Below are 24,189 nucleotides of genomic sequence, written 5' to 3'. Positions count from 1 at the left end.
CTGGAAGGAGCCTCCTTTTTCATAGAAAGGTAACAATATGAATCTTTCAAAACGACAAGAATCGATTGTACAAATTGTACAACAAGAAGGGCCTATCACTGGTAAAGCTATCGCTACAAAATTGGACTTAACGAGGTCTGCGTTGCGATCAGATTTAACGGTACTGACAATGATGGGTATTTTAGATGCACGGCCAAAGGTAGGGTATTACTATGTTGGTAAAGTGGCAAATAATCCCTTAGCGGCTGAGATTAATAGTTTTACTGTGGCACAAGTTATGTCCAGTGTGGTAGCAGTCAGTTCCACAGCATCTGTGTATGACACAATTGTTACCATGTTCACAGAAGATGTAGGAACTATCTTAATCTGCGATGATGGTATATTAAAAGGAGTGGTTTCTCGTAAAGATTTATTGCGCGCCTCTCTTGGTGGGTCTGATTTAAATACTATGCCTATTTCCATGATCATGACACCTACTAGTAAAGTCGTAGTGGCATATCCCGATATGCCTGTTGTGGAAGCAGTAGAACGGATGATTGATTTTGAAATCGATTGCGTACCGGTAGTAGATAAGGTATTATTAGAGACAAGTAAAGAATATCGTGTAGTAGGTCGTATTTCTAAAACCACAGTGACCCGTTTATTTTGGGACTGTGGAAAAGGATAGGAGTAATTATGGCTAAAATTATTTATGCAATTTCTGACTCCCTAGGAGAAACAGCTGAATCGGTGGCACGTGCTACGGCAAGTCAATATGATAAGGAAACGATTGATATCGTTCGTGTGCCCTATATTAATGATGAATTACAAATAAATGAAGTGGTAAAAGAAGCCGCTACCGGCGGACATGTGATCTGTCATACCATTGTATCACCAGCATTGCGGTCTTATTTAGATACAGCTTGTAAAGCACAAGGTGTGCAAGCCGTAGATATTATGGGTCCTGTTATGGATGCAGTAGGAACTATGACAGATACAGAGCCTAGATTGGCACCTGGTATGATTCATAAACTAGACCAAGAATATTTCAAAAAGGTAGAGGCTATTGAATTTGCCGTGAAATACGACGATGGTAAAAATCCAAAAGGCTTTGAAAAAGCAGATATTGTCATTATTGGTATTTCTCGTACTAGTAAGACACCATTATCTATGTTCTTAGCCTATAAAAAAATAAAAGCAGCCAATTTACCATTGGTACCAGAAGTACCGTTGCCAGAAGAATTGTTCCAAATTCCAGGGCGCAAGATTGTGGGGTTAATTATTGATCCTTTCAAATTGAATAATATTCGTGAAGAACGTCTTCGTACCATGGGATTACATGCGGACGCTAATTATGCGAATGTAAGCCGTATTGAAGAAGAGTTAAATTATGCAAAAACTGTGATGAGACGGTTACATTGTCCAGTACTTGATGTAACTAATAAATCTATCGAAGAAACAGCTGGTATGGTGATGCAAATCATTCAAAAAAATCGTGTCATGGATACACGCTAAGCTAGGAGGTGTCATATGAGTATTCGTGAAATGCTAGAAGAACGAGAATATACTATGTTAAGTCCTTATGCGGCTAAAAGTAGAGAATCTGTAAGAGATCGTAGGGAAGAGCCTGATCCATATCGGACGGATTTTCAACGAGATCGAGATCGTATTTTACATAGCAAATGTTTCCGTCGATTAAAACATAAAACGCAAGTCTATATTGCGCCGGGGGACCATTATCGGACTCGCATGACACATACCTTAGAAGTGGGACAGATTGGACGTACCATCGCTCGTGCACTGCGGCTGAATGAAGATTTGACCGAGGCTATCGCTATGGGTCATGATGTGGGGCATACGCCTTTTGGGCATGTCGGAGAATATGCTCTTCGTGATATGGTAGGGCACTTTAATCATAATGAGCAAAGCTTGCGCATGGTGGAAAGTATAGAAAAGGATGGACAAGGTCTTAACCTAACAACTGCTGTTCGTGATGGTATTTTAGGGCATACAGGATCTCATATGCCTCTTACCTTGGAAGGGCAGATTATACGCACTGCAGACCGAATCGCCTATTTATGTCATGACTTTGATGACGCCTTACGGGCACATATGCTCAGGGTGGATGATTTACCGAAAGAAGTGGTACAAGTCTTTGGGGATACCCATTCCAAAATGATTACTGCCATGGTCACAGACATGGTGACATCCTCTATGGATCAACCAGTTATATCGATGTCAGACCGTGGAGTGGAAACTATGAATATTTTCCGCCGCTTTATGTTTGAACGTGTCTATCGGGCACCGTCGTTAATTCCAGATAGGAATAAAGGTGACTATGTGGTAAAACATCTCTTTATGTATTATAAGGAACACCCTGAGGCAATCCGTCATGAAATCCATCATGACAATCCCATCACAGACCAAGATATTGTGGATTATGTGGCGGGACTGACGGACAATTATGCCATCAAACTATTTACAGAATGCTATATACCGAAAGTATGGGATAACTAATCTGTTTTTACAGAAATGCTACGCCAAGGCGTGGCATTTTTTGTTTGCAAATTTAGGGTATTCATACCCTAAACTCTTAAAAAATAAAAGTTTGGGGTATTCATGCCCTAAACTTTCTAAAAATGAAAGTTTGGGGTATATAGACATCATCGAATTGATGGGTTTCATAGTTTGACATTTGTTCTTATTTTAAGTAAACTAAAGAGTGGTACTGAGTAGTATACTTTGAGTTTTAATAGATATAAAAGAGAGTATGAAAGGAGGGCTATATTGGTTACCGTTAAGGAGAAAATTCTAGCAGCGGCGGCCATAATGATTGAAGAGCAAGGCATATCATTCCGCATGGATGATTTAGCAAAAGCATTGACTATTAGTAAACGTACGTTGTATGAACAATTTCGTTCTAAACATGAAATTGTAGAAACCATTTTAGTCCATGGGGCAGAAGACTTTTACAGACAGCATGAGAATATTGTGAACAATAAAAGTCTTACTGTAGAAGAAGTATTAAATAGGTATTTTAGAGTACGATCAAATTTGTATGCGGCTTTCAGTGGAGAATCTTTCATAGAAATCTTCTTATATATACCGCAACTACAAGAAACGTTGAAAACTTTGTTCAAGAAAGATTGGGACTTACTTAAACACTATTTACTACACCAACAAGAGCAAGGAACTATTGCTCGCTATGTGGATGTTGATATTATCATTATGATGTTGCAAGGTGCTGTACGACGCATTGTGTTTGAAAGCTCCAATCATCATGAGGATATTTATAAATATATGCCAAAGGTTATTTCAGTTATATTACAGGGTATTACAAATAAGGGTGAAATGAATGAAAAAACAAGCGTATAATGGTTTAGTGGCAGCTAGCTTGGCAGCCCTTGTACTTGTATCTGGTTGTGGTGGACAAGCTCCGGGGCAAGGTCCAACGGAGGTTAACTCCTATAAAATCACAGCTACTGATACAAATGTACAAGAATCTTTCAATGGTACTGTATTGGCGCAAAACTCTATTGTGATTCGCGCGAATGTATCCGGTCGAGTTGTTGAAAAATATGTAAAAGGGGGCGACACGGTAAAAGCCGGTCAAGCATTGTATCGTCTCGATGGACGTCAATATGAAGCGAACCTAGCTAGTGCACAAGCCAATGCAGCACGATCTAGCGCAGCGTACCAAAACTCTCAAGTCGATTTACAGCGCTATCAAACATTGGCCAATGAAGATGCTATTGCCCGCCAAACATTAGATACACAAGTTAGTGTGGCAGCCCAAAATCGCGCAGCCTTAGAAGCGATGGAAGCACAAATCCGCTTAGCGGAAAATAATTTGCAAGATACGGTTGTATATGCGCCATTTGATGGTACATTGGAAATGGATGATGTAGATCTAGGGACCTTTGTTACAGCTGGTCAAACAGCACTTGTCACATTGAACTCTACAGATCCAGTATATGTACAATTTAGCATGAGTGAAGCGGAGTACTTAGAATATAAAAAAGCACATCGTTCTGTAGATGGCGAAGTAGAATTGAAATTGTCCAATGGTGAAATCTATGGTACTTACGATGATAATCACAAAATTGTAAGCACAATTAAAGGTCGCATTGTGGAAGCTGCGAAAAACTTAGATAGCGGTACAGGTCAGTTGATTTTAAAAGCAGCATTCCCAAATCCAAATCATATGTTGTTACCAAATATGTATGCATCCGTTATTACTAGCGGTGAAACTATTCAAGGGGCAATTTTAGTGCCGTCTCGTGCTTTATTACAAGTACTGGATAAAACATTTGTGATGGTCATCCGAGATGGTAAAGTAGAACAAGTACCAGTAACAACAAGTGGTACTAGTGGTAAATACACTATCATTCGTCCTTCCAAAGATGGGAAAGGCTTAACAGTAGGCGATGAAATCGTTGTTGACGGCTTAACAAAAGCGAAAAATGGAGCAGAAGTTAAGGCAACTTTATTAAGCAAGGAAGATATTGAGAAAGGTAATTAGGGTGATATTGTGTCAAAATTCTTTATTAATCGCCCTATCTTTGCCATCGTAATCTCTATTATTATTACATTGCTAGGGTTGATTTCCTTATCAAAACTGCCAATCGATAGATATCCACAGATTTCACCACCACAGGTACAGGTTCGTACTGCCTATATGGGTGCCAATGCTGAGGTTGTAAGCGAATCGGTAGCGGCAGTCATCGAAAAACAAATCGTTGGCGTCCAAAATATGGATTATATGAAATCCACGAGTACAGGGGATGGTTCTTATAACTTGACAGTTCAATTTGAGCAAGGAACTGATGCCGATATGGATACGGTAAACGTACAAAACCGTGTAGCCCGTGCCTTGGCATCCTTGCCATCCGAAGTACAAACGGTGGGCGTGACCACTACGAAATCTTCTGGTGATATGGCCATGGTATTCTCCTTGGTATCGCCAAATGGTAGTTATGATAGAACTTTCTTGAAAAACTATGCCACTAACTACATGATGGATGCCATCCAATCTGTGAATGGTGTGGGTACAGTGCAGGAGTTCGGTGCTGACTATGCTATGCGCATTTGGCTAGACCCTACAAAAATGTCTAAGTATGGCGTTACCATAACAGATGTAAGCAATGCGATTCGCAGTCAAAACAAACAGGCTGCAGCAGGTGCGTTAGGTTCCGATCCAATTGACAAAGATCAAGCTTTCAACACATCTGTGAAAGTACAAGGTCGTTTGGCTGAAATTTCAGAATTTGAAAATATCGTAATTAAAAAAGATAAAAAGAATAATTTATTGCATTTAAAAGATGTAGCTCGTGTTGAATTAGGGGCACAAAGTTATTCTGTAGAGCCTACAAGCTTCTCAAAAGAAACGGGCAATGATAAACCAGTAGCTGTATTTGCTGTTTCATTAACGAATGATGCGAATACATTAGAAACAATCAATGCTGTAAAAGAGGTTATTCACCAACAAGAAGAAGCATTCCCACCGGATATGCAAGCGAAGATTATTGTAGATAATACAAAATTCGTAAAAGCTTCTATGAAAGAAGTAGTAAAAACCTTTGCAGAAGCCTTGATTCTCGTAGCGATAATTGTGTACTTGTTCTTGCAAACATGGCAGTCTACAGTGATTCCAATGATTGCAGTGCCAGTATCTTTGATTGGTACTTTTGCGGCGTTCCAAGTAATGGGCTTTACTGTTAATACATTGACTTTGCTAGCCATGGTGTTAGCGATTGGCCTCGTCGTGGATGATGCCATCGTCGTAATCGAAGCTGTAGAATATGAAATGCGCTACAATGGGTTGAAACCAAAAGCGGCTACTGTGGCAGCCATGGAAAAAGTACAAGGCCCTGTTATTGGTATTGCCTTTGTATTGATTTCCGTATTCGTTCCAGTGGCCTTCATGGGTGGTTTAACGGGGGTATTGTATAAACAATTCGCTTTAACAGTAGCTATTTCTGTTATTAATTCTGCCTTTGTAGCATTGACATTGACGCCTGCATTGTGTGGTATTATGTTAAAACCACATAAGCCAAAAGAGACTACTAATATAGTGGGTCGTTTCTTGGAGTGGTTTAATGGATTCTTGGATCGAAGAATCGATCAGTATGGTATTCTTTTAGCTCGTTGGTCCAATCGTCTATGGGCCACATGGTTGGCATTGGCTATCTTCTTAGGTGCAGCTTTTGGTATGATGCGTATGGTGCCAAGTGGATTCGTACCTGCTGAAGATAGTGGCTATTTTCTGGTTGCGGTATCCTTGCCGCCAGGGGCTACTTCTAGCCGTACAAAAGATGTGTTAACTGATTTAGGGCACTTCTTGAATGAAGATAAAGATATGAATGGTACGATCACAGTGCCAGGTTTTGATGTCTTGTCAGGAACGGCACAAACTAGTGGTGGTGCCATCTTTACATCCTTAATTGATTGGGATGAAAGAACGCAACCAGATCAACAGCTTGGTTCGAAGATTAGAAATACTTTCATCCATGGTTCTAAGGACCCACGAGGAACGATTATTCCGTTGAATCCACCATCCCTCCCAGGTCTTGGTAATACAGGTGGTTTCTCCATGTACCTCATCAATAAAGCGGGTCATAGTACAGAACAAATGAATGCGGTAGTGCAACAGTTCTTAGGAGAAGCTCAAAAACGTCCTGAGTTCCGCAGTATTTATACGACTTTCAATACGGCCACACCATCCTATAATTTTGATGTGAATCGTGATAGAGCGGCTCGTGATGGCGTAGCGGTGACAGATATTTATACAGCCTTACAAGGATATTATGGTGGTATGCAGTTAAATGACTTTACTAAGTTTGGTAAAAACTACAAAGTTATGTTACAAGCGGACAATCAGTTCCGTACCGATCCTAGTATGAATCATCTGTTAACTGTTCGTAACGCTGCAGGTCAAATGGTGCCAGTTGATACGTATATTACACCGCAAAAAACGACATCTGCCTTTGTGGTAACACGATATAACAACTTCCCAGCAGTGAGCATCGGTGGTAATACTAACCAAGGTGTCAGCTCTGGTGATGCTATCAAAGCATTAGAAGAAGTGGCGAAAAATACATTGCCACAAGGATATACCTATGATTGGGGTGGACAAACTCGTGAGGAAATCAAAGCGGGGTCTCAAGTGTTGATTATCTTTGGATTCGGTATTGTCTTTGTATTCCTTGTGTTGGCTGCCTTGTATGAATCTTGGAAAGTGCCATTTGCAGTATTATTATCTGTTCCAACAGGTATCTTTGGTGCTGTTCTTGGTCCATGGTTATTCAATATGATTGGTGCCATGATGAAATCTACACATTTCTTTGCCTTGGATATTTACTTCCAAATCGGCTTACTTACATTAGTGGGCTTGGCAGCGAAGAATGCGATCTTAATCATTGAATATGCTAAGATTCGTGTTGATGAAAGAGGTATGAACTATGTAGACGCAGCTATTGAAGCAGCGAAGATTCGTTTACGTCCTATCTTGATGACGTCCTTTGCATTCATCATTGGATGCTCGCCATTGATGTTGGCAAGTGGCGCTGGTGCTGGTGCCCGTGCATCCTTGGGTGTGACCGTAGTATTTGGTATGATTACAGCCACATTCTTTGGAGTGGCAATCATCCCTATGCTGTTCATCATTATAGAAAAACTAGGCTTTAAACGTCACTAATTAGGCTATGCAGCCTTGTGGCGGTCTTAATTGAATATGATAAAAAGGGAAGAGCACGACATATTCCTACGCAAACTGATACAGTGGTTAGGTTTGCTTCGGAACACGCCGTGCTCTTCCTATGTTTGTGTAATTTTGTCAGTAAAGACCGCCACGAAGGCTGCTACACCTAACTGCGTTCCTCAGGGGATAGTTAGAGCACGACATACTCCTCACAAACGGTATTTCATAATGTTTGTTCGGAGCACGCCGTGCTCTTCCTGTGTTTGTATCATTTTGTCAGTAAAGGCCGCCACGAAGGCTGCTACACCTAACTGCGTTCCTCTTGGGTAGGGAACTATATTGATAAATATTAACATTTTGAGTAATTTTATAGTATAATGGAGATTAGAAGAGTCATTAACGTGTTGTTAGGCTCATCTCTTCCTTTTATGGGAGGAGGTGATACTATGACTACATATGAAAAGTTATCTTTATTGATTCAATTTTCTATGTTAATTGTAGAAGTTATTCGTTGCTTTTATAGCTAATGAAAACGCCTAACTAAATGAGGTTTTACGGCCCTCACACGTTAGGCGAAATCAAATTTTGACTTTTTGAGATGAGCCTAACGCCAGCTACACGTTGATGGCTCTTCTTTTTTACATGTCAAGTATACCATACTTTGCAAAAAAATACTACTTGTTCCTATGTCTAACTGCGTCGCTCTAAGAGTTAAATTATGGGAGAGGTTTGTGTTTTGTGGTATAATGAAATAATAGCCGATGAACTAGGTTCATTCGATGAGTGAGGTACAAATGAAAGTTATTATTTCAACGTTGAATTCAAAATATATACATTCTTCTTTGGCGTTGCGTTATTTGCAGGCTTATGGAAGAACGAAGGACGAGGCATATGAGATAGTGGAATACACTATTAATATGCCTATTTTAGATATCTTAAACAATGTCACTACGTTAGATGCAGATGTAATAGGCTTTGCTTGTTATATCTGGAATGTCGATATGACAATGCATCTATGTTCTATGATCAAAGCGGTCCGCCCTAGTACTAAGATTATCTTAGGGGGGCCTGAGGTGAGTTATACAGCGCGGGAACTATTAGAAGACCACCCATATATTGACTATATTGTGCAAGGGGAAGCTGAGGAGGCTTTCACTTCCTTTGTGAAAGCAATTCGTACAGGTCACTCTCCTGTTGATCCTGTCATACCTGGTATCCTAGGTAGAGAACAAGGCAACATTCAAGGGTCTGAAGAGGCGGTAGAGGTGAAGGATCTAAGCACCATACCATTCCCGTACACAGAGGAAGATATGCTTACCTTAGGGAATAAAATTGTCTATTATGAATCTTCTCGTGGTTGTCCCTTTAGTTGCCAGTATTGTTTATCTGGAAATCGCAACACTGTACGATTCTTTCCCCAAGAACGGGTAATCGAAGAGTTAGCTTGGTTCGTCGAGCATAATGTAAAACAGGTGAAGTTTGTGGATCGTACGTTTAACTGTGCTCCTCATCATCATATTCCATTGATGGAGTGGATGCGTGACCATGGGGGACAGACGAACTTTCACTTGGAAATGGAATCCATTTTAATGACGGAAAAAGAAGTAGATATTCTAAGTTCTACTCGTCATGGTCAAATACAGATTGAGGTAGGCGTTCAGAGTACGCATGATAAGACCTTAGAGGCGATCCATCGGCGCAATGATTGGGGGCGCATTCAATCTGTGATACCACCAATCATCAAGGCTGGGCGCACCCATGTGCATATGGATTTAATTGTAGGCTTGCCTTATGAAAGTAAAGCTATTTTCGAGAAGTCCTTTAATGATTTATTCAGTTTGCAACCTCATGCGTTGCAGATTGGATTTTTAAAGTTATTAAAAGGCTCTGGCGTGCGTTCCATGGCAGAGTACGAGTATATTGCCAATCCGAAAGCACCTTATGAAGTATTACAAACCCATGTCTTGCCTTATGATGATGTACGCATGTTAAAACATTTTGAAGATGTGTTTGAACGGTTCTATAATAGTGAACGGTATCGCACAGTTTTTGGGTACATTAGTGAAAGCTTAATCCAAGAAGGATCGGCCTTTGCCTATTTTGAAGACATGACCAAGCTATGGTTAGAAAAAGGGAATCAAGACCGTAAATTAAATGATGCTGATCAAATAGCATTCCTTTATGAGTTCTTCACCTTGAAAGGAGACCGAGTGGCCTGTGATTTACTACGCTACGATGTATTGACATCTTTCAATGGGAAAACCCGTGACGAACGATTTGGTTTGTCCAAAGACAGAAAACAAGAAATGCAAGATGCCGAAATATTCTGGCGTGAGGAAAGCTTGGTACAACAATATATTCCTAACTATTCCTTTGTAGAATGGCGAAGAATCCGACAGGATTATCATACGATTGAGGTGTGTGGTGAGGCATTGCTATACTTAGGGATTAATAATTTTGATGTTTCTATGACAGATACTGTTATACTAAGTAATACATATGTCATCATCATTGACGTAAAAGGTGAGACGAAACCTTTTATACGTCCTCAACAATGTGTAGATACGAATTTGAATTATCGAGAACATATTTCTAGTTCAACTATCAGGGAGGAGGTGTGATATGAGTGATACCACAAAGCCAAAGCGGTATCGTATGATATCTGCTTTTTACAAAGAGCGATATGGGGAAAAGGCCTATAAAATTCCAGTGGCATTACCGTTGACATGCCCTAATCGCGATGGATCAGCAGGTGTAGGTGGATGTACCTTCTGTGGTGAAATTGGAGCAGGCTATGAAAATCGACCAGCCTCGATGACGGTGAAACAGCAAATTCATGAAACAGTGGTGCATATTGCTAAAAAATATAAAGCCTATAAATATATACCGTATTTTCAGAATTTTAGTAACACTTATTTGCCACCAGAGAAGTTTCGCCAGTATGTGGAAGAAGCTTGCTTAGAACATGTGGTAGGCATTGCCATTGCCACGCGTCCGGACTGTGTACATGATGCCTATTTAGATATTTTAACAGATATACAAAACAAATATGGCATTGATATCTATGTAGAATTAGGCTTACAATCGGTGAACTATCATACATTACAAAAGGTAAACCGAGGACATACGATGGCGGAGTTTATCGATGCAGTATTGCGCATCAAGCGTTATGGATTTGAAGTGTGTGCTCATATGATACTGAACCTTCCATGGGACACCATGGACGATGTTATTGAAGGAGCGAAAACTTTATCAGCCTTACAAGTAGACCAAGTGAAGCTTCATGCATTATACTTAGTAAAGAATACGAAAATGGCACGAGATTATGAGGCTGGTGAATTTACCTTAATCAGTGCAGAAGAATACGCTCGACGAGTGGTAGAATTTTTACGTTACCTAGACCCTAAGATTGTCTTACAACGACTAGTAGGACGTGCGCCAGAGGAAAATACAATCTTCACGAATTGGTCTATGGGCTGGTGGCGCGTACAAGATTTGATTGATCAAATTATGGAAGACGAAGATATTTCTCAAGGCAGTGGCTATGATTATTTACATGGCGCTGCGGTTCAAAAATTTCTGTGAAAGGGAGCATATGGCTAATCATAGATTTACCATACCTACTTATGACATGGTAGGACCTATCGTGGGACCTCAAGGATCTCACATGAAAGTATTAGAAGAACTAGTAACAGTAGATATATTACATCGAGATACCATTGTGGATATAACAGGTTCAGAGGAATCTGTACAAGTAGCAATGGAAGTGTTAGATGTACTGTTATACTTGTTTAAAAATCATATTAAAATCACCGATCATCATGTGCGAACAGCTACTACGATGATCTTGAAAGGCGAAAAAGAATCACTTTTTCAGTTATATGAAGATACTATCAATGTGACTGTGAAGGGGAATCCTATCATTCCTAAAACAGTGGGTCAAAAACAATATGTAGATAGTATCCGTCGCAATACGATCACCTTTGGCATTGGTCCTGCGGGAACAGGAAAAACCTATTTAGCTGTTGCACTGGCAGCATTTTACTTGAAAAATCGTGAAGTGGATCGTATTATTTTGACGAGACCTGCCGTAGAGGCAGGGGAAAAGCTAGGGTATTTGCCAGGTGATTTACAAGAAAAAGTAGACCCTTATTTACGTCCTCTCTATGATGCTTTACATGATATGTTCGGTGTAGAACGAGTGCAGAAGATGCTCTTACAAGGGACTATCGAGGTAGCACCATTGGCTTACATGCGTGGTCGAACCTTGGAACGTTCATTTGTGATCCTTGATGAAGGGCAGAATACGACGCCAGAACAGATGAAAATGTTTTTAACTCGCTTAGGGTATCAATCGAAAATGGTGGTCAATGGAGACCCTACGCAAATTGACTTGCCACCGAAGATAACATCTGGTTTGATTGAAGCAGAGCAAGTGTTACAACGCATCAAAGGGATTCGGTGTATTTATTTTTCTGACCAAGATGTGGTGCGTCATGATTTGGTAGGTCGTATTGTGAAAGCCTATGAAGAATATCAACTTTCAGAGAAAGGGAAACGAGAATGATTGTAAGTATTTCCTATGATGAGGGAATCGAACAGAATAGCACTTACGAGGAAGTCATTCAACGGTGCTGTAATGAAGTGGCTCGTGTGTATGGATTACACGAGGAAGATGAATATAGTGTGCTCCTCTGTAACAACGGAAAAATTCAGGAATTAAATCGTGAATACCGTGGTAAAGATATGCCTACAGATGTATTATCGTTTGCCCTCAATGAAGGAGATGAAGCTTCTATCGAGGAAGAAGGACAGTTATTAGGGGATATTGTCATTTCCCTTGAGCGAGCAGCAGAGCAAGCGAAAGAGTATAATCATGATTTTATTCGTGAACTTGCCTATTTAACTGTTCATAGCTGTTTACACATTTTAGGCTATGACCATATGATAGATGAAGATAAAAAAGAAATGCGCACAGAGGAAGAATTTGTGCTTGGTAATTTAGGTTATGTACGAGAGGATATGCCATATAATGAATAGTGGAAAAGGATTTAAATCAGGCTTTGTAGCCGTTGTAGGACGACCAAATGTAGGAAAGTCTACATTAATTAATGCATTGATTGATGATAAAATTGTTATCGTATCTGATAAAGCGCAAACGACACGAAACCGTATTGTTTGTGTCTATACAGATGAAAAGAAACAAATCGTGTTCATGGATACACCAGGGATTCATAAGCCAAAACATAAATTAGGTGAATTCATGGTAGACCAAGCGGTAGATTCTTTGCGTGAAGTAGAGGCTGTCTTATTTGTAGTGGCAGCTAATGAGAAGCGTGGTCCTGGTGACAACTTTGTCATTGAACAACTTCGTAAGGTGAATGTACCAGTGTTCCTCATTGTGAATAAAATTGATACGATGGAAAAGCAAGACTTGTTAGAGGCTATCGTATCCTATGAAAATAGCTATCCTTTTGAAGCGGTGGTACCGATTTCTGCGAAAGAAAAAGACAATATTGAAGAAGTGGTGAATTTACTAGAAAAACATTTACCCGAAGGTCCAAAATACTTTCCAGATGATATGATTACAGATCAACCGGAACGTTTGATTATCTCTGATATTGTGCGTGAAAAAATCCTGTTACAGACTCATGATGAAATTCCTCATGCCATTGCTGTCGATGTAGATGAAATGAAAACGAGAGAGGATGGCACTACCTATGTACGAGCTACTATCTATGTAGAGCGAGATTCTCAAAAAGGTATCATCATTGGTAAACAAGGAGCCATGTTAAAAACTATTGGCCGCCAAGCTCGTGGTGATGTAGAGCGTTTATTGGCTACAAAAGTATTCCTAGATTTATGGGTAAAAGTGAAAAAAGACTGGCGCAATAAATCTGGTATGTTATCTGAATTGGGATACCGTAATTAGTACTAGTGCAATAAAATAGTTATGTTGTCTGAATTGGCATATCGGAATGAATACTTAAGGCCGGTTATTTTATGGCACGCTGTTAATCTTTTAGGTCATAGTGTAGACAACATTACGTATAAAAAATCACATACCTTGAGATAGAGTATGGCATTGTTAAAATAGTGTATATAGAAAGGACTGATTTATATCGATACCCCCGTCACGGGTGGCATGATTCTATTTGCCATCTTTTGTATTTTAATCATTAGTTTGTTTGTTATCAGTAAATTCTCCTTTGCTCGTTTACGAGAAGAACATCTAGAAGATATGGACTCCTTGAGTGATGGAAAAAAAGAAGAATTACGTGAATTATACCAACGACCTGAACGGTTTATGAATACATCCACTTTCTTTATTCTCTTCTTTATAGTCGTTTTAGCAGTCTATGTAGGACGCTATTTAGAAGATGGGACTGATGTGGTATTACATTATTTAGGAGTGTATGATGCCACATATGCCATTATAGTAGAATGGATTGTATTAGCATTATTTGCTGTAGTAGTGCTCATATTTGGCGAAATTATTCCCAAAGGGCTGGCATTATCCTTCCCTGAACGCTATGTAGGGACTACAGTGACCATTGTTCGATTAGCTGGAAAAATTGTAATTCCTTTTGTATATCTTGCGGAACAAATTGGTAATACAGTACTGAAAGCTTTCAAAGCTCCCTATCGTACAGAAATCGATCTAGTACATACAGAAGAAGAAATCCGTGCCTTGGTAAGCCGTAGTCATCAACAAGGTGAAATTGACCATGTGGAAGGTGAGCTTATCGATAATGTATTCGATTTTGTGGATCGCATTGCGAAGGAAGTTATGATTCCTCGACAAGATGTGGTGTGCGTATATACCCAAGATAGTTTTGAAGAGACCATGCATATCGTATCGTCTACAAGCCACACGAGATATCCTTTGTGTCTAGAAGATAAAGATCATATTATCGGCCTTGTGCATATTAAGGATTTAATGGAACGCCGTGAAGAGGCGAGTAAGGATTTACGTTCCATACGTCGTAATATTCTTGTCATTCCAGAAGTGATGAAGTTATCTGTTCTATTACAACACATGCGGACACGTCGTATTTATCAAGCTGTTGTGGTGGATGAATACGGTGGTATGGTGGGCTTAGTTGGCTTAGAAGATATCCTAGAAGAACTGGTGGGTGATATTCAAGACGAACACGAACGAGATTTACCAGCCATTGTAGAAAATCCAAATGGAACTTATAATTTTGCTGGGAAAGTTCTGGTAGACGAAGTGGAAGATGTGTTAGATATTTCCTTTGGTGATGTGGACGAAGATACTATTGGTGGTGTTATTTTCGGTATGTTAGAGCGAACACCTGCCATTGGTGACGTCATTACCGTAGATGGATATACTTTCACAGTCACAGAAATGCAAGGATATCGAATAGAACGTGTATATGCCGTGCCAGTGCCTGTTGAAGAAAACATAGATGACGAATCAAATTAATAGATACTGTATGCAAGAATCATGTAGATTTTTAGTTTTTGTAGGCTATATAGAGTATGCATATGTAGAAGAATATCAAGAGTATATACAAGGATGATACATATATTGCTGAATTAGTAGTAATATACTGTTAAGTATGAGGAATTGTAAATGAAAGCAAATACGTTTACTAGTGAAGCCATCGTACTGTGGCGTAAAAAACGAAAATACTATAGTATCTATGCATTTCTCACGAAGTTAGAAGGCATTATACTTTGTTCTGTTCCTCATAAGCGTAAAGCTAACTATAAAGAAGGTGCGTATTTGCAACCTTTAAGCCGTTTATATTTGACAGTAGCACCTAACGGAGACATGTACGATATTATCCAGATAGATGGAATTTCTACACGTGATTATGAAAGTTTAGAAGATATTTCCTATGCTACTTTTAGCGGTGAACTGGTAAGTGCTTTGTTTGAAAAAGGTAAATTAGACCGCAGTGTATATACGAACATGAGCCGATTTTTACAATCTATACAGGATAAACCTATTCGCTTAGGCTCTATTGTGCTGGGGTGGCATATGTTAAGTCTAGCGGGATTTGTGCCACAAGGGCAACATTGTGAAGACCCTGAGGTAATGGCAAGTCTTTGCGATGAAATCTATGAAGCCTGTCAGTATGTAGTGAAACAAGAGCTACAACAAGGGATAACAATGCTTTTGAACTATGATTGGATTCCTACAAAGCCTTTACGTCTTACTGCGAATCAATGGGATCAATTAGAAATTCTATTGCGAAAACTTTTGACATATCAACTAGGATATACATTGCATAGCATTGAGTTTTTAGAGACGATGATATAATTAATATATTAAAATGAAAACAGGAGCTACCTTTCATAGAAGGAATGCTCCTGTTTTGATTTGTGAAGTTATTGTAAAGTGTATAATGAAATAATGAGTGCTTATATACGCACTAAATAGTATAGTAAGCGGTTATATTTCTTTTTTCTTTTTAGAAATTAGGCTAATGATATAGGCCGTTGCAATGGTTGCTAATGCTGTTCCTACGATAGTAGATAGGCTAGCCCCTAAGAATGGGTTGCTGTCAAGGAATTGATGGTACATATAAGTACCAGATGCCCAACAAATGATGTATAGGGTAGGACCATGGTCAAGGCGCGGACATTTGCGCAAAAAGAAATAGTGAGTTAATAAAATAGCAATCATTGGGGCAAACACGGATCCAATCATATATAAGAAAGGGATGATATTATCCATTGGATAGATGGATGCACCGATGGTACCGATGATCGTAACGATAATACCGATAGTACGACCAGAATATTTAGTCTGCAAACTTTCAGAGGAAATACCAGCAGATAAGGCATCCATAAAAGTAGTTGTGACAGTAGAGAATACGATGATAATTAACCCACCAAATCCTAAACCAGCATGAAGAAGAACCTTTGCAATGTTGCTTTCATTTGTAAAAAGGGCCGCAGCGAGGCCTAATACATACATGACAGAACTAGTTACGCCGTATACGATGGCACTAGATGCAGTACCTGCCACAGGGTTCTTGGATAATCGAGTATAATCACTAATCAATGGTAGCCAAGACAACGGCATAGCGATGGATAATTCCAAGGCCGCTGTAAAAGTCATTTCATCAGTGATGATTCCTTGGCTGTGAATGGAACTTTCTTGTAACAAGCTAATCAACAAATAGATGCAGAGGATACCTAAGCCGTAGCCCATGATGCTGTTGATATACCCCATGTTACGGATACCAATGAAGAGCCATACAATGATGAGGGCCCCGATAATGAAAGTCCACGCAGTGAATGGTAGATTCCATAACTCTACGGCACCAAGAGCACCGTCATAAATCATAATACCGGTCCAACCAATCAGTTGTAGAACGTTTAAAATAGAAAATAATTTCATGCCCCCATTGCCAAAGACAGTGGATACAGTTTGCATAGAACTCATGTGTTCACGAGCGCCGATGAGTCCTGCACCAAATAATAACAAGCAGCCGATGACGTGACCGATGATGATGGCTAATAGGCCATCGGAAAATCCTAGGGGCGCAAAATAGGTGCCCGTCATAATTTCCGCAATGGAAAGAGCGGCGCCGAACCAAATGAGGGATAACCGCGATGATGAAAGTTTTGAATCACTCATGAATACTCCTAACTATGCCAGTAGGAACAAAAAAGACTAATCTGAAACGATTAGCCTGTAGATGATAGATATTCTTAAGATACCTAGTATTGCAAACAGGAACCATGTGGTAATGTGTCCTTATGTGTTTGTATAGGTACTACAAAAATATACTAATATATCCCTACGTTGGCATTATCCAAATCAGGTTATGGGTTAGTAGCACATAGCCACTTCTCAGCCCACTTTAGTGAGCACCCCTTACAGATGTATTATACGAATTGAATGATACTACGTCAATAGCAATATATAGGTGAATGTAATGTATCATATGAAATATATAGGATATATGAATGTCTATATTGAGAGGAAATCTCTTATAGTGAAAGTAGCTTAGCTGTAATTTATTGTATTGCATTAGAGTATATTTCATGTTATAACTAAATTAATAGAAGAACCACTAGGGGTGCTTATGCTGAGATTGATGAGTGTCAAAACCCTAGACCTGAACCAGATAATGCTGGCGTAGGAAAGTGGATGGCATCGAATACTAGACATTGTATAAGAACCGTCCAAAGGATTGGTTCTTTTTTGTTACTAGTAAAGGAGATACCTATGAAATTACATAGAGCATTAACGATTGCAGGAACGGATCCAACAGGTGGTGCAGGGGTGATGGCAGACTTAAAAAGCTTTCAAAGTCGTCACGTCTATGGCATGGCTGTCATTACATCAGTAGTAGCGCAAAATACGAGAGGTGTGACACAAATTGCTCACATGGACCTTTCTATGATTGAAGCACAATTGCAAGCCGTATTTACAGATATTGTGCCAGAAGCAGTGAAAACGGGTATGTTAGCTACAGCAGAGATGATGGAACTAATTGGAACTTACCTAGATTCTAAAGTACCCTATGTGTTAGACCCTGTGATGATTGCCACTAGTGGGGACCGTCTTATCTCAGATGAAGCTGTGAAAGCCTTACAAAGCAAATTGATTCCGAAAGCGACCTTGATTTCACCGAACCGTAGTGAAGCCGAAGTACTAGCAGATATGAAAATTGATACGGTAGAAGCTTTGCATACAGCAGGGATTCGCATTTTACAAGAATTAGGCCCTCAAGCGGTAATCATCAAAGGTGGTCACATTGGAGATGAGGCTACAGATTACTTGTTTACAAAAGATACCATGTCCATGCGTCGCTCTTGGACAAGTCCTAAATATGACACAGTACACACCCATGGCACAGGTTGTACATTCTCTGCTGTTATAACAGCAGAACTAGCTAAAGGGAAATCCTTGGAAGATGCCATTACCATTGGTAAAGAATATATCCGATTAGCTATCTTGCATAATCCAGGGTTGGGCACAGGCAATGGACCAGTGAATCATATGGCCTATGGAGATGAATATTCTGAATAATCTACCCAAGTCTATGAGTATGATACAAGCCATATCGAATAGTTTGAGTGTCGTGGTATACTATAAGTAATCTGTTTTGGTTGTTATATAAGAAACGAGGATTATTTTGAAACATCATGATATAGATACAGTACGCTCCATGATGGGGTTGTACTTCATTTGTGGAACACCGAATACGAAGGATATTCACAAGACCCTTACAGAAGCTTGTAAAGGGGGTATTACTTGCTTTCAACTTCGTGAAAAAGGAGAAGGTGCTTTAGTAGGTGACGAAAAAGAACAGTTGGCACGGGAGTTACAGAAAATTTGCAAAGAATATGGAGTTCCTTTCATCATCAATGATGATGTAAAATTAGCTGAAAAGATAGGTGCTGATGGTGTTCATGTGGGGCAAGACGATATGGACCTTGAAGAAGTACGCAAACGATTGCCTCACGCTCTTGTGGGTACGTCTATTAACTCTGTAGAAGAGTTGGAGAACACAAAGTTGGACTATGTGGATTATATCGGTGTAGGTCCTATGTATGAAACAAGCACAAAAAAAGATGCCAAAACTGTGCGAGGGCCCGAATTAATTTTAGCTTTACGTGCTCATAACCCGACAATTCCAATGGTGGCTATTGGTGGCATTAATCGAGATAACTTTGATGATGTCTTAGCGGAACCAGTGGACGGTATTGCGGTGATCTCAGCCATCACAGAAATGGAAGACGTCGAATATGAAACTGCCATGTGGATAGAGAACATGGAATGGTGTAAGATGTTCTTGGAAAAATAATATACAGAACATATTCCTAGACTATTGTGGAATAGGGGGATAGTAAAAGTAATTAAGAACTTACATCGCTGATTAAGAGGATACACCTTGACACTAATCCCTTTTATCCATACAATAGTATATATACATAAGTGATGAAGCAGAGGAGTATACTCCCTTTAGCGAGTGAGGATGGTGAAAGCTCACAATTGAGTAGAAGGCGCTGTGGAGCATGAGCAGGAACGTTGTACCATACTAGGTATGGACAATTAGTAAAGGCTATTTTTTAAAAGAGGGCATTAGCCAATTAGGGTGGAACCGCGGGTATATCTCGTCCCTGTAGCGATTTTCGTTGCAGGGACTTTTTTTATTCCCTGTAAAACATAAGGAGGAATGGAAATGACATTTCAAGAGATGATTTTTACACTCCAAAACTTCTGGGGTGAACAAGGTTGTATTTTACAACAACCATATGACATTGAAAAAGGGGCAGGTACGATGAACCCTGCTACGTTCTTACATGCATTGGGACCAGAACCATGGTCTGTATGTTATGTAGAACCATCCCGTCGTCCAGCAGACGGTCGTTATGGTGACAATCCGAACCGTTTATTTCAACATCATCAATTCCAAGTGATTATTAAACCTTCTCCAGACAATATTCAAGAATTATACTTGCAAAGTTTGGCTGCTCTTGGCATTCATGCAGAAGATCATGATATCCGTTTCGTAGAAGATAACTGGGAATCTCCAACATTAGGCGCTTGGGGTCTTGGTTGGGAAGTTTGGTTAGACGGCATGGAAGTAACGCAGTTTACCTATTTCCAACAAGTAGGATCTATCGATGTAAAACCAGTATCTGTAGAAATCACATATGGTTTAGAACGTTTGGCTATGTACATTCAAGGCGTAGAAAATGTGTATGACTTACAATGGAACGAACAATACACATATGGCGATGTATGGCATGCAAACGAAGTAGAACAATCTACGTACAGCTTTGAATTAGCAGATACAGATATGTTGTTCAAATTGTTCGACATGTACGAAGCAGAGGCTACACGTGTATGTCAATTAGGTTTTGTGTTGCCGGCCTACGATTATGTGTTGAAATGTTCCCATACATTTAACTTGCTAGATGCACGCGGTGCTATTTCTATTTCTGAAAGAACAGCTTTTATCGGTCGTGTTCGTAACATGGCTCGTATTTGTGCACAAAACTATTTGGCGAAACGAGAAGAACTTGGTTTCCCATTGTTGAAAGGAGATAAATAAGATGGCTAAGGATTTACTCTTTGAAATTGGGGCAGAAGAAATTCCTGCAGGATTTTTGCCAAATATTATCAAACAATTAGGTGAATTAGCAACAGCAGCTTTGGCGGAACGTCACATTCCACATGGTGCTGTGAAAGTGTATGCTACACCTCGCCGCGTTGCATTACTCATCAATGACGTAGCAGAACGTGGTGAAGATGTTCACGAAACTCATAAAGGTCCATCTGTATCCATTGCCTATGATGCTGATGGAAATGCTACAAAAGCAGCTATCGGTTTTGCTCGTGGTAAAGGATTAGATGTATCTGAATTGAAAGTAGTAGATGGATATATCTTTGCTGATACAACGACAGCTGGTTTAGATACAAAAGAAGTCTTATCTGACATATTACCATCCTTGATTACAGGTTTAAGTTTCCCTAAATCCATGCATTGGGGCGATTTAGAAGAACGTTTCGTTCGCCCAGTACGTTGGTTAGTGGCATTATTTGGTCAAGACGTAGTACCAGTGACATTTGCTAATGTAACAAGTACAAATGTAAGCCGTGGACATCGTTTCTTAGGTGAATCTGAGTTGACTATTGGAGAACCAAAAGACTATGTAGATACATTGAATAAAAACTTCATTATGATCGACCAAGACGTTCGCCGTGAAACAATCCGTAAACAATTAACAGAATTAGCAGCCACTAAAGGGGCTACTGTGGTGTGGGATGAAGATTTATTAGACGAAGTTACATTCCTAGTAGAATATCCAACAGCTCTTTGTGGTACTTTTGATGAAAGCTATTTAGCGTTACCATCAGACTGTATTATTACACCAATGAAAGACCATCAACGCTATTTCCCAATGGTGGACGGCAAAGGTAAATTACTTCCTATGTTTTTAACTGTTCGTAACGGGGATAGCAAATCTTTGGATGTGGTGGCAGCTGGTAATGAACGAGTACTTCGCGCTCGTTTAGACGATGCGAAGTTCTTCTTTAATGAAGACCGTAAAACACCATTAGCAGGCCGGTATGAAGCATTGACAAAAATTGTCTTCCAAGAAGGTTTGGGCAATTTAAAAGATAAAACAGAACGTCTGTTAACATTAGGTACTGCCTTAGCAAAAGAAGTAGGTTTTGCAGATACAGCTACCTTAGAACGTGCTACACACCTTGCTAAAACAGACTTAACGACAGGTATGGTGAGTGAATTTACTGAATTGCAAGGTATTATGGGTAAAGAATATGCTTTACTAGATGGCGAAACACCAGCTGTAGGAGAGGCTATTTTTGAACAATACTTGCCTCGTTTTGCAGGGGATATCTTGCCAAGTACCGATGCAGGTCGTATTTTGAGTATCGTAGATAAAGTAGATACCATTGTAGCTACTTTCAGCCGTGGTTTAATCCCTACAGGCTCCCAAGATCCATATGCATTGCGTCGTCAAACAATCGGTATCATCAACATCTTGATGGATAGCAAATGGTCTTTATCCATGCGTCCAATCTGGGTAAAAGCAATGGAATTATTAGGCGTGGCTAGTGAAAAACAAGAAGAATTACTAGGTCAATTAGAAAACTTCTTCATCCTTCGTCTGAAAAATATCTTGTTAGAACAAGGTATGCCATATCAAGTGGTAGATATCGTATTGAGCCAAGAGACTGTCACAGTTGCCCTAGCAGAAGGTTTAGGACAAGCCTTAACAGCAAACCGTATTGATGAAAACGAACCATTAATGCAGGCTTACACACGTATTTTTAATATGGTAAAAGATGTGACTTTCACAGGCGTTGACGAATCCTTGTTAAAAGAAGATTCTGAACAAGCCTTGTACAAAGCGGCATTACCGGTATATACAACAAATCGCAAGGCCTTAGAAGTTGGGGACTATGTGAAAGCTGTAAGTTTGGCAGAATCCTTGGTGCCATATATTGAAACATTCTTTGAACATGTTATGGTTATGGATAAAGACGAAGCAGTGAAGCAAAATCGTCTTCAATTATTACGTATGACTTACGAAGTAAGTAACTTAGGTAAATTGAAATAAGATCTTATGATTGTTACAGTACTAACATTTTTTGCGAATGTATTCATCATGGGTAGCATTGTGTATATGTACCAAGTCATCTTTGGTCCTATTGATCATCCTTTTCTGATGAAAGCGATGGACCTCTTTCATGTGCGTATTAACCTGGAAAATATTAGCTATGCCGTAGCAGGTACATCTGTGTTACTTGTGGCGGCACTAGCGCAAATTCCTTGGTTTCATCGCATTACCATGTGGCTCTATGGGGGACGTCGTCCTATAGGGCAAGAAGTAGAGATTCTACAGATGATTCAGAAGGATATACAAAACCATACTGGTATCGATATGTCGCAATTCGACTGGTTTATCAAAAATGATGATTCTATCAATGCTTTTGCAATGGGGCATAATCGAATTTGTATTAATACGGGGGCTATCATACAGTTGCCATATGATGAATTATTGGGCATAGTGGCTCACGAAATGGGACATATTCATCATAAAGATGGGGCCTACGGATTTTCTTGTTTCTATATGAACTATTTGGGACAAATGTGCATTCGTGTGTACGAACTATTTGCGCGTGTCATATTATGGATTCAATATTTGCGACTACCGATAATTACATTCATTGTGCAAATCTTCTACCTTTGCGTGGTATTGCAGATACTTTTCATGCAGTGGGTTATTAAAGCGCCTTTGATCATTATTGACTTATTCACAGGTAGACGAGCCGAATATCGGGCAGATAAATATGCTTATGAAATCGGCTTAGGCGCTGAACTCCATAATGCATTGATTACCTTACGCAACTATACAGTTGAAACTGGTGAAAGTGGGCTCATTAGCAAACTCTATAGCACACATCCAGCTACAGAAAAACGTATCGAACGATTGCGACAATATGTAGAGGGGAAGATAAAATAAATTTTACATTTCCCTCTTGCATAAAAACTTTTATTTATGATAGAATAGTACTGTTAATTTGAGATGGTCCTCTGCTTATAAGGTGTAAGTAATGAACGTCTGCAAAATAGGAGGAAAAAATCGTGAATATTATTGATGTATTAGAAAAAGAACAGCTTCGCTCTGACATTCCTGAGTTCCGCGCTGGTGATACTGTAAAAGTACACGTAAAAGTTGTGGAAGGTAGCCGTGAACGTATTCAGGTTTTCGAAGGTTTAGTAATCAACCGTCAAGGTGGTTCCGTTCGTGAAACTTTCACAGTTCGTCGTATCGCTTCTGGCGTTGGTGTTGAACGTGTATTCCCACTTCACAGCCCACGTCTAGCAAAAATCGAAGTAACTCGTCGCGGTATCGTTCGTCGTGCTAAATTGTACTACTTACGTAACCTTACTGGTAAAGCTGCTCGTATTCGCGAAAAACGCTAATTTAAAAGGGTTAGCCATGAGACGTAAGTCTATGGCTAGCCTTTTTTTATTTCCTTT

The 24,189-nt window shown here is 39.7% G+C and carries 21 protein-coding genes and 2 riboswitches; of the genes, 20 read left to right on the top strand and 1 reads right to left on the bottom strand.

Features of this window, described 5'->3' with window-relative positions; all coding sequences use genetic code 11:
• Window positions 1-37: 37 nt before the first annotated feature.
• From EO113_RS01740 to EO113_RS01680, 14 genes are all read left to right on the top strand, one after another.
• Window positions 38-667, top strand: coding sequence for a CBS domain-containing protein (locus tag EO113_RS01740; protein WP_127135366.1), 630 nt, complete (start codon window positions 38-40; stop codon window positions 665-667).
• An 8-nt stretch (window positions 668-675) separates the two neighbouring features.
• Window positions 676-1,494, top strand: a complete 819-nt coding sequence (locus EO113_RS01735) for a pyruvate, water dikinase regulatory protein (protein ID WP_062402939.1) — start codon at window positions 676-678, stop codon at window positions 1,492-1,494.
• Window positions 1,495-1,509: 15 nt separating this feature from the next.
• Window positions 1,510-2,496: a deoxyguanosinetriphosphate triphosphohydrolase gene (locus EO113_RS01730; protein WP_127135365.1), complete on the top strand. Its 987-nt coding sequence runs from the start codon at window positions 1,510-1,512 to the stop codon at window positions 2,494-2,496.
• A 270-nt stretch (window positions 2,497-2,766) separates the two neighbouring features.
• Window positions 2,767-3,354: a TetR/AcrR family transcriptional regulator gene (locus EO113_RS01725; protein WP_009354034.1), complete on the top strand. Its 588-nt coding sequence runs from the start codon at window positions 2,767-2,769 to the stop codon at window positions 3,352-3,354.
• Window positions 3,335-4,501 carry an efflux RND transporter periplasmic adaptor subunit gene (locus EO113_RS01720; RefSeq protein ID WP_127135364.1) on the top strand — a complete coding sequence of 389 codons (1,167 nt, stop codon included), beginning with the start codon at window positions 3,335-3,337 and terminating at the stop codon, window positions 4,499-4,501. The genes EO113_RS01725 and EO113_RS01720 overlap by 20 nt, the downstream gene beginning before the upstream one ends.
• A 9-nt stretch (window positions 4,502-4,510) precedes the next feature.
• Window positions 4,511-7,675 carry an efflux RND transporter permease subunit gene (locus EO113_RS01715; RefSeq protein WP_127135363.1) on the top strand — a complete coding sequence of 1,055 codons (3,165 nt, stop codon included), beginning with the start codon at window positions 4,511-4,513 and terminating at the stop codon, window positions 7,673-7,675.
• A 380-nt stretch (window positions 7,676-8,055) separates the two neighbouring features.
• Complete coding sequence (locus EO113_RS08300; protein WP_370466807.1) at window positions 8,056-8,205, top strand: putative holin-like toxin; 150 nt, start codon at window positions 8,056-8,058, stop codon at window positions 8,203-8,205.
• Between the two features lie 267 nt (window positions 8,206-8,472).
• Window positions 8,473-10,299 (top strand): B12-binding domain-containing radical SAM protein, encoded by a 1,827-nt coding sequence (locus EO113_RS01710; RefSeq protein ID WP_127135362.1) that lies wholly within the window; start codon window positions 8,473-8,475, stop codon window positions 10,297-10,299.
• 1 nt (window position 10,300) lies between these two features.
• Window positions 10,301-11,263 (top strand): TIGR01212 family radical SAM protein, encoded by a 963-nt coding sequence (locus EO113_RS01705; RefSeq protein ID WP_127135361.1) that lies wholly within the window; start codon window positions 10,301-10,303, stop codon window positions 11,261-11,263.
• A gap of 10 nt (window positions 11,264-11,273) precedes the next feature.
• Window positions 11,274-12,245: a PhoH family protein gene (locus EO113_RS01700; protein ID WP_127135360.1), complete on the top strand. Its 972-nt coding sequence runs from the start codon at window positions 11,274-11,276 to the stop codon at window positions 12,243-12,245.
• Complete coding sequence (gene ybeY, locus EO113_RS01695; RefSeq protein ID WP_126940254.1) at window positions 12,242-12,718, top strand: rRNA maturation RNase YbeY; 477 nt, start codon at window positions 12,242-12,244, stop codon at window positions 12,716-12,718. The genes EO113_RS01700 and ybeY overlap by 4 nt, the downstream gene beginning before the upstream one ends.
• Window positions 12,711-13,610: a GTPase Era gene (gene era / locus EO113_RS01690; RefSeq protein ID WP_062402913.1), complete on the top strand. Its 900-nt coding sequence runs from the start codon at window positions 12,711-12,713 to the stop codon at window positions 13,608-13,610. Before ybeY ends, era begins: the two co-directional genes overlap by 8 nt.
• A gap of 213 nt (window positions 13,611-13,823) precedes the next feature.
• Complete coding sequence (locus EO113_RS01685; protein ID WP_127135359.1) at window positions 13,824-15,125, top strand: hemolysin family protein; 1,302 nt, start codon at window positions 13,824-13,826, stop codon at window positions 15,123-15,125.
• A gap of 150 nt (window positions 15,126-15,275) precedes the next feature.
• Window positions 15,276-15,968 carry a DNA repair protein RecO gene (locus tag EO113_RS01680; protein ID WP_062402908.1) on the top strand — a complete coding sequence of 231 codons (693 nt, stop codon included), beginning with the start codon at window positions 15,276-15,278 and terminating at the stop codon, window positions 15,966-15,968.
• Between the two features lie 132 nt (window positions 15,969-16,100).
• Here the strand turns inward: EO113_RS01680 and cytX are convergent, their stop codons facing one another.
• A complete protein-coding gene (cytX, locus tag EO113_RS01675) occupies window positions 16,101-17,294 on the bottom strand; it encodes a putative hydroxymethylpyrimidine transporter CytX (RefSeq protein ID WP_127135358.1) in 1,194 nt (397 codons plus the stop codon).
• A 143-nt stretch (window positions 17,295-17,437) separates the two neighbouring features.
• Window positions 17,438-17,545, bottom strand: a riboswitch (TPP riboswitch).
• 180 nt (window positions 17,546-17,725) lie between these two features.
• A riboswitch (TPP riboswitch) is annotated at window positions 17,726-17,822 on the top strand.
• 66 nt (window positions 17,823-17,888) lie between these two features.
• On the opposite strand from cytX, the gene thiD reads away from it, so the two are divergent.
• From thiD to rplS, 6 genes are all read left to right on the top strand, one after another.
• Window positions 17,889-18,695 carry a bifunctional hydroxymethylpyrimidine kinase/phosphomethylpyrimidine kinase gene (gene thiD / locus EO113_RS01670; protein ID WP_127135357.1) on the top strand — a complete coding sequence of 269 codons (807 nt, stop codon included), beginning with the start codon at window positions 17,889-17,891 and terminating at the stop codon, window positions 18,693-18,695.
• 106 nt (window positions 18,696-18,801) lie between these two features.
• On the top strand, window positions 18,802-19,473 hold the full coding sequence (gene thiE / locus EO113_RS01665; RefSeq protein WP_206168640.1) for a thiamine phosphate synthase: 672 nt from the start codon (window positions 18,802-18,804) through the stop codon (window positions 19,471-19,473).
• Between the two features lie 378 nt (window positions 19,474-19,851).
• Window positions 19,852-20,727: a glycine--tRNA ligase subunit alpha gene (gene glyQ, locus EO113_RS01660; protein ID WP_009354040.1), complete on the top strand. Its 876-nt coding sequence runs from the start codon at window positions 19,852-19,854 to the stop codon at window positions 20,725-20,727.
• A gap of 1 nt (window position 20,728) precedes the next feature.
• The gene (gene glyS / locus EO113_RS01655; protein ID WP_127135356.1) at window positions 20,729-22,762 is read left to right on the top strand and encodes a glycine--tRNA ligase subunit beta; all 2,034 of its coding nucleotides are present in this window, start codon (window positions 20,729-20,731) and stop codon (window positions 22,760-22,762) included.
• A gap of 6 nt (window positions 22,763-22,768) precedes the next feature.
• On the top strand, window positions 22,769-23,668 hold the full coding sequence (locus EO113_RS01650) for a zinc metalloprotease HtpX (protein WP_127135355.1): 900 nt from the start codon (window positions 22,769-22,771) through the stop codon (window positions 23,666-23,668).
• Window positions 23,669-23,790: 122 nt separating this feature from the next.
• Window positions 23,791-24,132: a 50S ribosomal protein L19 gene (gene rplS, locus EO113_RS01645; RefSeq protein ID WP_009354025.1), complete on the top strand. Its 342-nt coding sequence runs from the start codon at window positions 23,791-23,793 to the stop codon at window positions 24,130-24,132.
• The last annotated feature ends 57 nt before the right edge of the window (window positions 24,133-24,189 follow it).

The organism is Veillonella sp. 3913 (assembly GCF_003992235.1).
Taxonomy (GTDB): Bacteria; Bacillota; Negativicutes; order Veillonellales; family Veillonellaceae; genus F0422.
Note: the sequence above shows the minus strand (reverse complement) of the source record. Positions and strands in the feature narration are given on the sequence as shown.

What these genes read in the sequence shown, in the direction of transcription:
- cytX (WP_127135358.1), bottom strand. Translation starts at nt 17,294, where the DNA reads ATGAGTGATTCAAAACTTTCATCATCGCGGTTATCCCTCATTTGGTTC.
- EO113_RS01730 (WP_127135365.1), top strand. Translation starts at nt 1,510, where the DNA reads ATGAGTATTCGTGAAATGCTAGAAGAACGAGAATATACTATGTTAAGT.
- EO113_RS08300 (WP_370466807.1), top strand. Translation starts at nt 8,056, where the DNA reads ATGGAGATTAGAAGAGTCATTAACGTGTTGTTAGGCTCATCTCTTCCT.
- EO113_RS01740 (WP_127135366.1), top strand. Translation starts at nt 38, where the DNA reads ATGAATCTTTCAAAACGACAAGAATCGATTGTACAAATTGTACAACAA.
- EO113_RS01680 (WP_062402908.1), top strand. Translation starts at nt 15,276, where the DNA reads ATGAAAGCAAATACGTTTACTAGTGAAGCCATCGTACTGTGGCGTAAA.
- ybeY (WP_126940254.1), top strand. Translation starts at nt 12,242, where the DNA reads ATGATTGTAAGTATTTCCTATGATGAGGGAATCGAACAGAATAGCACT.
- EO113_RS01700 (WP_127135360.1), top strand. Translation starts at nt 11,274, where the DNA reads ATGGCTAATCATAGATTTACCATACCTACTTATGACATGGTAGGACCT.
- EO113_RS01720 (WP_127135364.1), top strand. Translation starts at nt 3,335, where the DNA reads ATGAAAAAACAAGCGTATAATGGTTTAGTGGCAGCTAGCTTGGCAGCC.
- EO113_RS01650 (WP_127135355.1), top strand. Translation starts at nt 22,769, where the DNA reads ATGATTGTTACAGTACTAACATTTTTTGCGAATGTATTCATCATGGGT.
- era (WP_062402913.1), top strand. Translation starts at nt 12,711, where the DNA reads ATGAATAGTGGAAAAGGATTTAAATCAGGCTTTGTAGCCGTTGTAGGA.
- glyS (WP_127135356.1), top strand. Translation starts at nt 20,729, where the DNA reads ATGGCTAAGGATTTACTCTTTGAAATTGGGGCAGAAGAAATTCCTGCA.
- thiD (WP_127135357.1), top strand. Translation starts at nt 17,889, where the DNA reads ATGAAATTACATAGAGCATTAACGATTGCAGGAACGGATCCAACAGGT.
- EO113_RS01685 (WP_127135359.1), top strand. Translation starts at nt 13,824, where the DNA reads ATGATTCTATTTGCCATCTTTTGTATTTTAATCATTAGTTTGTTTGTT.
- EO113_RS01705 (WP_127135361.1), top strand. Translation starts at nt 10,301, where the DNA reads ATGAGTGATACCACAAAGCCAAAGCGGTATCGTATGATATCTGCTTTT.
- glyQ (WP_009354040.1), top strand. Translation starts at nt 19,852, where the DNA reads ATGACATTTCAAGAGATGATTTTTACACTCCAAAACTTCTGGGGTGAA.
- EO113_RS01735 (WP_062402939.1), top strand. Translation starts at nt 676, where the DNA reads ATGGCTAAAATTATTTATGCAATTTCTGACTCCCTAGGAGAAACAGCT.
- EO113_RS01710 (WP_127135362.1), top strand. Translation starts at nt 8,473, where the DNA reads ATGAAAGTTATTATTTCAACGTTGAATTCAAAATATATACATTCTTCT.